10 protein-coding genes are annotated in these 11,073 nt (G+C 65.7%); 2 read left to right on the forward strand and 8 right to left on the reverse strand.

Annotated features, from left to right (window positions below; genetic code table 11):
• Positions 1-25 precede the first annotated feature (25 nt).
• From B2R83_RS04895 to folD, 8 genes are all read right to left on the reverse strand, one after another.
• The gene (locus B2R83_RS04895; protein WP_292038687.1) at positions 26-136 is read right to left on the reverse strand and encodes a helix-turn-helix domain-containing protein; all 111 of its coding nucleotides are present in this window, start codon (positions 134-136) and stop codon (positions 26-28) included.
• Entirely contained in the window at positions 108-308 is a 201-nt protein-coding gene (locus tag B2R83_RS04900) for a MerR family DNA-binding transcriptional regulator (protein ID WP_292038689.1), read from the reverse strand. Before B2R83_RS04900 ends, B2R83_RS04895 begins: the two co-directional genes overlap by 29 nt.
• Positions 309-503: 195 nt before the next feature.
• Positions 504-1,193 carry an NnrU family protein gene (locus B2R83_RS04905; RefSeq protein ID WP_292038692.1) on the reverse strand — a complete coding sequence of 230 codons (690 nt, stop codon included), beginning with the start codon at positions 1,191-1,193 and terminating at the stop codon, positions 504-506.
• Between the two features lie 47 nt (positions 1,194-1,240).
• A complete protein-coding gene (locus tag B2R83_RS04910; RefSeq protein ID WP_292038695.1) occupies positions 1,241-3,403 on the reverse strand; it encodes an NHL repeat-containing protein in 2,163 nt (720 codons plus the stop codon).
• Between the two features lie 97 nt (positions 3,404-3,500).
• On the reverse strand, positions 3,501-3,869 hold the full coding sequence (locus tag B2R83_RS04915) for a hypothetical protein (RefSeq protein ID WP_292038698.1): 369 nt from the start codon (positions 3,867-3,869) through the stop codon (positions 3,501-3,503).
• A complete protein-coding gene (locus B2R83_RS04920; protein ID WP_292038701.1) occupies positions 3,866-4,291 on the reverse strand; it encodes a DNA polymerase III subunit chi in 426 nt (141 codons plus the stop codon). The genes B2R83_RS04915 and B2R83_RS04920 overlap by 4 nt, the downstream gene beginning before the upstream one ends.
• A 48-nt stretch (positions 4,292-4,339) precedes the next feature.
• Positions 4,340-6,445, reverse strand: a complete 2,106-nt coding sequence (locus B2R83_RS04925; protein ID WP_292038704.1) for a M3 family metallopeptidase — start codon at positions 6,443-6,445, stop codon at positions 4,340-4,342.
• 18 nt (positions 6,446-6,463) lie between these two features.
• The gene (folD, locus tag B2R83_RS04930) at positions 6,464-7,372 is read right to left on the reverse strand and encodes a bifunctional methylenetetrahydrofolate dehydrogenase/methenyltetrahydrofolate cyclohydrolase FolD (RefSeq protein ID WP_292038707.1); all 909 of its coding nucleotides are present in this window, start codon (positions 7,370-7,372) and stop codon (positions 6,464-6,466) included.
• Between the two features lie 367 nt (positions 7,373-7,739).
• On the opposite strand from folD, the gene aceE reads away from it, so the two are divergent.
• Together aceE and B2R83_RS04940 are read left to right on the forward strand one after the other, a co-directional pair.
• Positions 7,740-10,451 (forward strand): pyruvate dehydrogenase (acetyl-transferring), homodimeric type, encoded by a 2,712-nt coding sequence (aceE, locus tag B2R83_RS04935; RefSeq protein ID WP_292038710.1) that lies wholly within the window; start codon positions 7,740-7,742, stop codon positions 10,449-10,451.
• Positions 10,452-10,529: 78 nt separating this feature from the next.
• Positions 10,530-11,073: biotin/lipoyl-containing protein (locus B2R83_RS04940; RefSeq protein WP_292038713.1), on the forward strand; the 544-nt coding region annotated here is incomplete at its 3' end.

The raw sequence follows: 11,073 nt of genomic DNA on the forward strand, positions 1-11,073 counted from the left end.
ATCCGCCAGCGGCAGCCTGGCACTGCTATTCGGCGAGGGCCCAGTTCCAGACCCGGCGGGCGGTACCGGCAGCGCGCGCGAAATAGCCGCGCTGTTCAAGCGTAGGATCAATTCTGATCCGGTGCGCCAACAGCATGCTTACTCTCCAGCGCCTCACGCTGCTGGCTCTCGGTATAACGCCGGCGGGCGATGGCGATGCGCGCCACCGGGATCAGCCGCCCCTCGAGCTCCCAGCGTTGCAGCGTCTTGACCGTGACTCCTAGCAGTTTCGCTGCGTGTCCAACGCCCAATGTGCTTTCCATAGTCATGATTCGACGCTTACGCGCATACTAAGTTCGACTAGCCCCAGGCTGGCCATGGCGCGTGAGGTCGTGCCGGACCCGTCGGCCTGGATGACGATGTAGACCCGGATGCCCTGTTTGGACAGCGCGAGCGCCAGCACCATGTCGGTGGGGCCCGCGCCACCGACATGTTCCGCGCTGGTGCGGGAGAATCTAGAAAATTCAGATCAACCAGCGCCAGATGCCCGCCGCCCGTCCGGCCAGCGGTATGTGCGCCCAGGTCGCCAGCAGCCACACCAGCAGGCCACCGCCGAGCGCATGGGCGCCAAATCCACCAAAGCGCGCTCGGCCCTGAATGATCGCCGCGAAGGGCCAATAACTGGTACGCCGCTCCCAGGCTGGCCAGCCTTGCGGATCGAGCGTGGCCTTCTTGCGGTCCTGCAGCGCTGCACCGAGCAGGGACAGCAGGATGATGGCAAGCGCGACGATGATATTCCTCGTCACCGGATACACCAGGATGTGCACCATGCCCCAGATGGCGAATGCCCACAGCATCGGATGCCGGGTGATGGCATACACGCCGCGTGCCTGCGCGCTGGCCGCATTGGTGGCGCCGGGCATGGCCGGGTTGCGCACCAGCGAACCGAGCAGCATGACGGAAGCACCCAGCATCAGGCCTGTCGCCAGCGCCCACAGCCCGTCGCCGACGGTCCAGAGCGGCGCCCCGGCCGGGGTCCTGGGGTAGGCCCAGGCCATCCCGCCGAGTGTGGCGAAGGCCACGAGGGAGTACAGCGCGAGGAAACCCTTGTCGCCCATGGCTTTCACCAGAGGGCGGCGCAAGGGGTGCGACAGGAGAAAATGCGATCCGACGAAAGCGCCGGAAAATGCCATCAGCAACATCGATGCGTCCATGCGATGCTCCTTCGTGACTGTCGGGGTGCGCCAACTATAGCAGAGGCTTACTCGATCACCAGCGGCAAATCCCTTCCTTCCAGCGCCACCTGGCCGGCGTAGTCGGCCGCGTAGATGCGCAGGATGTACTCGCCCGGCGCGATGTCGCCGAGCTGCCAGCTGCCGGTCTCGACTTCGCCATCGCGCAGGCGGCTGTGCAGCGCATAGGCGAACTGGGTGGCCTTGCTGCCGTACACGGTGATGCCGCTGTTGGGCGCATAGACGGCCTTGACCGCGTCCGGGTTGCGCGGCAGGCGGTCGTAGACCTGCGTGATCAGGGGACGCTCATGACCGGGCACGGGCGTGCCGTCGGCGCGTAGCAGCTGGTAGCCGAGCTTGTACAGGCCCAGGCGGCGCCGCGCCAGGTTGCCGTCCACCTGGTCGTAGGCGTCGACCACGATGTTCACCTCGCCCAGCGAGCGCGGCACGCGCAGGCGCTTGTCCAGTACCGGGTTCTTGCGGGTTCCGGTCGGCGGACGCAGGCGCTTGCCGCTACTGTCGAACAGGGCGATGCTGTTGATGCGCGGCGCGACGGTGTCAAGGAAGCCGACGAAAGGAAGGCTGAGCGGATTGACCACCGCGCCACCCTGGTAGTAGTCGAGGTGCACATGGGCCATCGCATTGATGGTGCCGAGCGGGTCGCCCACGGCGAAACGGGTGCCGCGCGGCACGCGCACGCGCTCGGCCTTGCCGCGCGTACCCAGCATGACCTGGAAACGCGGATCGAGCGGGCGGCCGCGGGTGTCGCGGCCCACGCGCATGTGGATGTAGGAGAGCGGCCCCACGCTGATGCCTTCGCTGAGCGAATCGAAGCCCCAGTTGGCGTACGGGTCGGAGACCTTGGACGGGAATACCGCCAGCACCTTCGCACCAACGTCGGCGCGCACGTCGAGGCCGGCGTGGAAGTGGTCGCGGCTGTCGCCGTTGTAGCTGCCGCGCACCTCGCCCATCACGCCGACTACCTCGTGCACCATGTCCTGCGGGCCGACCGGCCAGGGCATCGGTTCCTTGCGCGCGACCGCCACCGGCTGCGGGCGGACGGGCGCGGCTTCGTCGGGACGCGGGCTGGCGAGGCGGTGCAGGCGGTGGGCCTGGGCATCGGCCACCACCAGGCTGCCGTCGCGCTCGACCGCGATGCCGCGCGGGCCGTAGAGCTGCACCGTGCCGTCGGGGCCGAAGCCGTCGTTCGAGGCCGGCACGTCGGCATCCGGCAGCGGACGGAATTCGCCTTCCGGGGTGAGCTGCAGGATGCGCCCGCCCGAGCTGGCGGCGATGTACAGGTAGCCGTCGCGGGTGAGCGCCAGCCCGACCGGGCGGCGCAGCGGCGCACGGCGCTCGCCCTCGGCGGGGGCGGCGATGGTCGTCACCGACCCGTCGGTGGCGATGCGGCGAATCGCGTTGTTGCCGGTATCGGCCACGTAGAGCGTGCCGTTGGTCGTCACCGCGAGGGCGCTCGGGGTGTCGAAGCTTGCCGCTGCCGCCAGGCCGTCGGCAAGACCGGGCTTGCCGCTGCCGGCGATGGTGGTCACGTTGCCGTCGCGGCCGATGCGGCGGATGCGGTCGTTGTAGGTATCGGCCACGTAGACGATGCCGGCATCGTCCACCGCCAGGCCGACCGGGCCGTTGAACCGGGCCGCGCGGCCGATGCCATCCAGCTCGCCCCGCGTACCGTTGCCGGCCAGCGTGGTCACCGTGCCGTCTTTCGCGATCTTGCGGATCGCATGGTTGCCGGTATCGGCCACGTAGAGGTTGCCCTCGTGGTCGAAGGCCAGCGCGGACGGGGTGTGGAAGGCGGCCGCAGTCCCTTTGCCGTCGACGAAGCCTTCCTTGCTGCCTGCGAAGGTGGCGACGCTGCCGTCCGGCGCGATCGTTCGGATGCGGTTGCTGTTGCCGGCGTCGGCCACAAAGACCTTGCCCTGGCTGTCGAGGGCGACGCCGAAGGGATCGTCGAAGCGGCTGCTCGCGGCCGGGCCGTCGACCGCGCCGGGGATGCCGTCGCCGGCCAGCGTGGTGACGCGCGCCGGCCAGAACGGGATCGTCTTCGCCGCCTTGGGCGTGAACACGGCCAGCGCGCCAGGGCTGCGCTCAATGGTGCCGGTGAAGTAGAGGACGGCGCCGGCAATGGCGACGCCTGCGCCCGTAAGCGCCGCGATCAGGATCTTTCGGTTCACAAGGGAGAGTGAATGATTGCAGAGCCTGCAATCTTAGCGGATACCTACGGACTCTGTCGTACGTCGGAAACCGTGGGGCATGGGGTGGACCGGCCGGTTATTTACCCAGCGTTTTCAGGTGGTCGATTTCCTGCGCCACCGCGCGGCTGACGATCTCGCCCAAAGCTTCATGCAGCCCTGCGCGCAGGTCGGCGGTGAAGCTTTCCAGGGTGCGCTGCATGGCGTCGGCCATGGCGTCGCGCACGCGCTGCTCGAGCACGAAGTCGACCCGGCCCTGCAATTGCTGCAGCACGCGCTCGGTGACGCGGCGCTCCAGCACGCTCCATTCCTCGCCGGTCCAGCGTTCGTTGGCGCGGCGCTCCAGCTGTTCGGCGACCGGCTCCGGCTCCGGCGCGGGCGCGACCGGCTCGGCGACGACTTCGGTCAGTACCGGGATGCTGGGGTCGAATGGGGCGTTCTGGCTCATGACTGTCCTGCGACGAAGTGGGTCAGGGGATAGTTCTGCTTCTTGTAGGCGACGTAGCGCCGGCGCCCGGCCGCGGCATCGTCTTCGTCGATCGAGATGATCTCGAACACGCGCGCGAACTGTTCCAGTGTAGCGGGCGTGCGGCGGGTGAGGTTGACCAGCATCTCATGATGGGGCAGCGCGATGCTTTCATCAAAGGTGACGATGACCGGCGTTTCATTCGCCAGCGGGTCGCCGGCCGGCACGTGCGGGATGAAGTCGGTACTTGACACCGTCCACAGGGCCGTGTTCAGGGCCTCGGCCTGCGCGGCGTCCTCGGCCAGCAGTACGAGCTTGGCCTTCGCGGCATAGGCCTTGCGTGCGAGACGGCAGGCGTAGGCCAGCTTGTCGGGGATGTTGGTATGGAAGTCGATGCGCGTCATGGTGCTTGTAAAAGAATGGGGCGGCTTGCAAGGCCGCCCCTTGGAACATCAGGCGCTCGCGCCGCCCTGCGCAGTGCCGGCCTGGATCATGCCGCTATGGCGCAGCAGCGCGTCGATCGAAGGCTCGCGGCCGCGGAAGGCGCGGAAGGATTCCAGCGCCGGACGCGAACCGCCCACTGCCAGGATCTCTTGCTGGAAGCGCTTGCCGGTTTCCTGCAGCTGGCCCGACTCCAGCGCCTCTTCAAAGGCCGCATAGGCGTCGGCGGACAGCACCTCGGCCCACTTGTAGCTGTAGTAGCCGGCCGCATAGCCGCCCGAGAAGATGTGGCCGAAGGAGTGCTGGAAGCGGTTGAAGGACGGCGGGATCATCACCGCGAACTGCTTGCGGATGTCGTCGATCAGGTGCTGCACGGTGCGCTCGGCTTTCGGGTCGAAGTCGTAATGCAGGTGCATGTCGATCAGCGAGAACTCGACCTGGCGCAGCGTCATCATCCCGGACTGGAAGTTCTTCGCCGCCAGCATCTTGTCGTACAGCGCGCGCGGCAGCGGCTCGCCGGTCTTCACGTGCGCAGTCATCTGCTGCAGCTTGTCCCACTCCCAGCAGAAGTTTTCCATGAACTGCGACGGCAGCTCCACCGCATCCCATTCCACGCCCGAGATGCCCGACACCGACAGCTCCTCGACTTCGGTCAGCATGTGATGCAGGCCGTGGCCGAATTCGTGGAACAGGGTGATGACTTCGTCGTGCGTGAACAGCGAAGGCTGCTGCTTGCCATCCACGACCGCCGGCGGGGTGAAGTTGCAGGTCAGGTAGGCGATCGGGGTCTGCACGATGCCGCCGGTGGTGAGGCGACGGCCGCGCGCGTCGTCCATCCAGGCGCCCTGGTTCTTGCCTTCGCGGGCATACAGGTCGAGGTAGAACTGGCCGACCAGCTGGCCGTCACGCTCGATGCGGAAGAAGCGCACGTCCGGATGCCACACCGGCGCCTCGTCCGCCTTGATCTGCACGTTGAACAGCTCCTGGATGACCGTGAACAGGCCTTGTACGACCTTCGGCTCCGGGAAGTATTCCTTCACTTCCTTCTCGGAGAAGGCATAGCGCTGCTCGCGCAGCTTTTCCGAAGCGTAGGCCACGTCCCAGGATTGCAGATCAATGATGCCCAGCTCGTCGCGCGCGAAGGCGCGCAGCTCTTCCAGGTCCTTCTCGGCGAAGGGGCGGGCGCGCTTGGCCAGGTCTTCGAGGAACTCGACCACGTGCTGCGGGCTCTCGGCCATCTTCGGCACTAGCGAGACCTCGGCGAAGTTGGCGTACTCCAGCAGCTGGGCTTCTTCATGGCGCAGCTGCAGCAGCTTGACGATGTTGGCGGTGTTGTCCCACTCGGCGGCCTTGCTGAACATGGTGCCGGCATCCGAGGCCTTGGTGCTGCTGGCGCGATAGATGGTTTCGCGCAAGGCGCGGTTGTCGCAGAACTGCAGCACCGGGTAGTAGGACGGGAAGTGCAGGCTGAACTGCCAGCCGGCCTTGCCGTCCTTTTCGGCCGAAGCGCGGGCGGCGGCCTTGACGTCGTCCGGGATGCCCGACAGTTCTTCTTCGTTCTCGACCAGGAGCTTGTAGTCGTTGGTGGCGTCCAGCACGTTCTGCGAGAAGCGGGTGGAGGTCGCGGACTGCTGTTCCTGGATCTCGGCGAAGCGTTCCTTCTTATCCTCGGGCAGTTCGGCGCCGCCCAGGCGGAAGTCGCGCAGCGCGTTCTCGACGATGCGCTTGCGCGCCGGGCTCAGGCTGTCGTACTCGCTGCTGGCGCGCAGCTGCTTGTACTTGGCGAACAGGGCCTCGTTCTGGCCGACCGAGGTCCAGAACTCGATGACCTTCGGCTGGTTCTCGTTGTAGGTGGCACGCAGCTCGGGCGTGTCCGCCACGTGGTTCAGGTGGTTGACCACGCCCCAGGCGCGGCCCAGACGCTCGGTGGCTTCCTCGAGCGGCACCACGAAGCTGTCCCAGCTCACGTTGCCGCCGGGCGCTTCCAGTCTGGCCACGACCTCGGCGGCATCCTTGATGAGTTGCTCGATGGCCGGCGTCACGTGCTCCGGCTTGACCAGGTCGAACCGGGTCAGGCCCGAGAAATCGAGGAGGGGATTGCTGGTGTCGATGGTCATGGGGTTCCTTTTGAGGGTTCAGGCCACGCCGGGCTTCGGTTCCATTCCCGTTGCCTGGCTGGGGCAGTGTTGGCTACTGGAGTGCACGCGTTCCGCGGACTCCACGGTGTTCATCAACAGCATGGTGATCGTCATCGGACCGACGCCGCCCGGCACCGGGGTGATGTGCGAAGCGACTTCGCGTACGCCGGCGTAGTCCACGTCGCCGCACAGCTTGCCGGCGTCGTCGCGGTTCATGCCGACGTCGACCACGACGGCGCCCGGCTTGACCATGTCGGCGGTCAAGGTGTTGCGGCGGCCGACGGCGGCCACCACCACGTCGGCCTGGCGGGTGTACATGCCCAGGTCCGGTGTCGCGCTATGGCAGATGGTGACGGTGGCGTTGGCTTGCAAGAGCAGCAGGGCCATCGGTTTGCCGACGGTGTTCGAACGGCCGATCACGACGGCATGCTTGCCGCGCAGGTCGATGCCGGTGGTTTCGATCAGCTTCATGCAGCCGTACGGGGTGCAGGGGCGGAAGCCCGGCAGGTTGGCGACCAGTTCGCCGGCCGACAGCACCGAGTAGCCGTCGACGTCCTTGCTGGTGGCGATCGCCTCGATGACCTTGCTCGGGTCGATGTGCTTCGGCAGCGGCATCTGGACCAGGATGCCGTGGATGCTCGGGTCGGCGTTGAGGGCCGCGATGCGGTCCAGCAGGGCCTGCTCGCTCAGGTCGGCGTCGTACTTTTCCAGCACCGAGTGGAAGCCGACGTCGCCGCAGGCCTTGACCTTGTTGCGCACGTAGACGTGGCTCGCCGGGTCCTCGCCGACCAGGATGACCGCCAGGCCGGGCTGTCGGCCGGCGGCGGTGAGTTTGGCGGCGCGCTGGGCGATCTCGCCGCGCAGTTGTTGGGAAAGGAGGACTCCGTCGATGTTCTGGGCAGGCATGGGTAGGCTCACGGCTAGGCAAAAATGAAATTATAAGGCCGCCATCCGTATCGCGCGCCGCACCGGTCCAGGCATTGTCATATTTAGGCGCTCAAATCGTTGAGTATTCGCGCTGATCTGCCAAAAGAGGGTGCCGATCCAGCGCATCGGCGCCGCGCTTCGTTATAGGCTTGATAAGCAGCTTCAGAGGGGAAATTGTGCACTTGCAGCATGGAATTTCACTATATGAAATCACATATCGCAATTTGAAAAAGACAGAACCCACTGGTAGAATCTAAGAGTTTATTTTCAGATATTTGAAATTTCACCAATCGCCACCAGCCATTTCACAGGAAGGTCGGGGCGCCAAATCTTAGGAGACGCATTAATGTCAGCTCAACTCGACCAGTTGACGGCACAAGCTGCCAACGACCCCGACACCATCGAAACCCAGGAATGGCTGGATGCGCTGGAGGCGGTGATCGAACATGAAGGCACCGAGCGCGCCCACTACCTGATGGAGCGCATGGTGGACCTGGCGCGCCGCCGCGGCGCCCACATTCCGTTCTCCAGCAACACCGCCTACGTCAACACCATCCCGGCCCACCTGAACGTGAACTGCCCGGGCAACCTGGAATACGAAGAGCGCCTGCGCTCGTGGATGCGCTGGAACGCGATGGCGATGGTGGTCAAGGCCAACCGTGCCGACGGCGACCTGGGCGGCCACATCTCCTCCTTCGCCTCGCTGGCGAACATGCTGGGCATCGGCTTCAACCACTTCTGGCACGCCCCGACCGAAGAGCACGGCGGCGACCTGCTGTACATCCAGGGCCACTCCTCGCCGGGCATCTATGCGCGCGCCTTCCTGGAAGGCCGCATCTCGGAAGAGCAGCTGCTGAACTTCCGCCGCGAAGTCGACGGCAAGGGCCTGTCGTCCTACCCGCACCCGAAACTGATGCCGGACTTCTGGCAGTTCCCGACCGTGTCGATGGGCCTGGGCCCCCTGATGGCGATCTACCAGGCGCGCTTCCTGAAGTACCTGCACGCACGCGGCATCGCCAACACCGAGAACCGCAAGGTCTGGGTCTTCTGCGGCGACGGCGAGATGGACGAGCCGGAATCGATGGGCGCGATCGGCATGGCCGCGCGCGAGCGCCTCGACAACCTGGTCATGGTCGTCAACTGCAACCTGCAGCGCCTGGACGGTCCGGTGCGCGGCAACGGCAAGATCATCCAGGAACTGGAAGCCGATTTCCGCGGCGCCGGCTGGAACGTGGTCAAGGTCATCTGGGGCTCGCAGTGGGATGCCCTGCTGTCGAAGGACAAGGACGGCATCCTGCAGCGCGTGATGATGGAAACCGTCGACGGCGAATACCAGAACTACAAGGCCAAGGACGGCGCCTACGTGCGCAAGCACTTCTTCGGCAAGCACCCGGAGCTGCTCAAGATGGTCGCCAACATGAGCGACGACGACATCTGGCGCCTGACCCGCGGCGGCCACGACCCGCACAAGATCTACGCGGCGTTCAAGAACGCCCAGGAGAACAAGGGTTCGCCGACCGTGCTGCTGGTGAAGACCGTCAAGGGCTTCGGCATGGGCAAGTCGGGCGAGGCGCGCAACACCGCGCACCAGACCAAGAAGCTGGACGACGCCGCCATCCGCGAGATGCGCGACCGCTTCGCCATCCCGATCCCGGACGACAAGCTGGCCGAGATCCCGTTCTTCAAGCCGTCCGACGACGCGCCGGAAATGCAGTACCTGCACGAGCGCCGCAAGGCCCTGGGCGGCTACCTGCCGCAGCGCCGCGCCAAGGCGGATGAAAACCTGGTGGTACCGGCACTCGAGACCTTCAAGTCCGTGCTCGAGCCGACCGCGGAAGGCCGCGAGATCTCGACCACCCAGTCCTACGTGCGCGTCATCACCAGCCTGCTGAAGGACCCGAGCATCGGCCAGCGCATCGTGCCGATCCTGGTCGACGAATCGCGTACCTTCGGCATGGAAGGCCTGTTCCGCCAGATCGGCATCTTCAACCAGCAGGGCCAGCTGTACGAGCCGGTCGACCGCGACCAGGTGATGTACTACCGTGAAGACAAGGCCGGCCAGATCCTGCAGGAAGGTATCAACGAAGCGGGCGGCATGAGCTCGTGGATCGCCGCGGCGACCTCGTACTCGTCGAACAACCGCACCATGATCCCGTTCTACACCTTCTACTCGATGTTCGGCATGCAGCGCGTGGGCGACCTGGTCTGGCTGGCCGGCGACATCCGTGCGCGCGGCTTCCTGATGGGCGGCACCGCCGGCCGCACCACGCTGAACGGCGAGGGCCTGCAGCACGAGGACGGCCACAGCCACATCATCGCGGCCACGGTCCCGAACTGCATCCCTTACGACCCGACCTTCGGCCATGAAGTGGCGGTGATCATCCAGGACGGCCTGCGCCGCATGGTGCAGGAGCAGGAAGATGTGTTCTATTACATCACCATCATGAACGAGAACTATGCCCACCCGGGCCTGAAGCCGGGCCAGGAAGAGGGCATCCTGAAGGGCATGTACCTGCTGCAGGAAGGCGCTGCGATCGAAGGCAGCAAGGACAGCGCGAAGCGCGTCCAGCTGATCGGTTGCGGCACCATCCTGCGCGAGTCGATCGCAGCAAGCGAGCTGCTGAAGAACGACTGGGGCGTCGATGCGGACGTCTGGTCGGCTCCGTCGCTGACGCTGCTGGCCAGGGACGGCCAGGATTGCGAGCGCTGGAACATGGTGAACCCGGACGCCGAGCAGCGCGTGCCCTACGTGACCTCGCTGATGCAGAACACCGCCGGCCCGATCGTCGCGACCACCGACTACATGCGCCTGTTCGCCGAGCAGATCCGCGGCTTCATGCCGAAGGACCGCACCTACAAGGTGCTGGGCACCGACGGCTTCGGCCGCTCGGACTCGCGCGTCAAGCTGCGCGAGTTCTTCGAGGTGAACCGTTACTACATCACCGTGGCATCGCTGCGCGCCCTGGCCGACGAAGGCAAGATCGACCGCGCCGTCGTGAGCCAGGCGATCCAGAAGTACGGCATCGACCAGAACAAGCCGAATCCTGTGACCCAGTAAATGCTCGAAGCCGCCGCCCTTGCGCATGCGGGGCGGCGGTTCAGGCGCTAACTCAAAGAATAATTTGGAGCTAACACTATGAGCATTGTGGAAGTCAAAGTCCCCGATATCGGCGACTTCAAGGAAGTGGAAGTCATCGAGCTGATGGTCAAGCCGGGCGACACCATCAAGGTCGACCAGTCGCTGGTCACCGTCGAGTCGGACAAGGCCAGCATGGAAATCCCGTCGAGCCACGCCGGCGTCGTGAAGGAAATCAAAGTCAAGGTCGGCGACAAGGTCGCCGAAGGTTCGCTGGTGCTGCTGCTGGAAGAAGCCGGCGCCGGCGCCGCGCCTGCGGCTGAAGCTGCCGCGCCGGCGCCTGCCGCCGCCGCACCGGCCGCCGAAGCCGCACCGGCGCCTGCCGCCGCCCCTGCCGCAGCGGGCGGTATCGTCGAAGTGACTGTGCCGGACATCGGCGACTTCAAGGAAGTCGAAGTCATCGAGCTGATGGTCAAGCCGGGCGACCAGATCAAGGTCGACCAGTCCCTGATCACGGTCGAATCGGACAAGGCGAGCATGGAGATCCCGTCCAGCCACGCCGGCACTGTCAAGGAACTGAAGGTCAAGGTCGGCGACAAGGTCG

It is taken from the genome of Massilia sp. UBA6681 (assembly GCF_002454935.1).
GTDB classification, from domain to species: Bacteria; Pseudomonadota; Gammaproteobacteria; order Burkholderiales; family Burkholderiaceae_D; genus Telluria; species Telluria varians.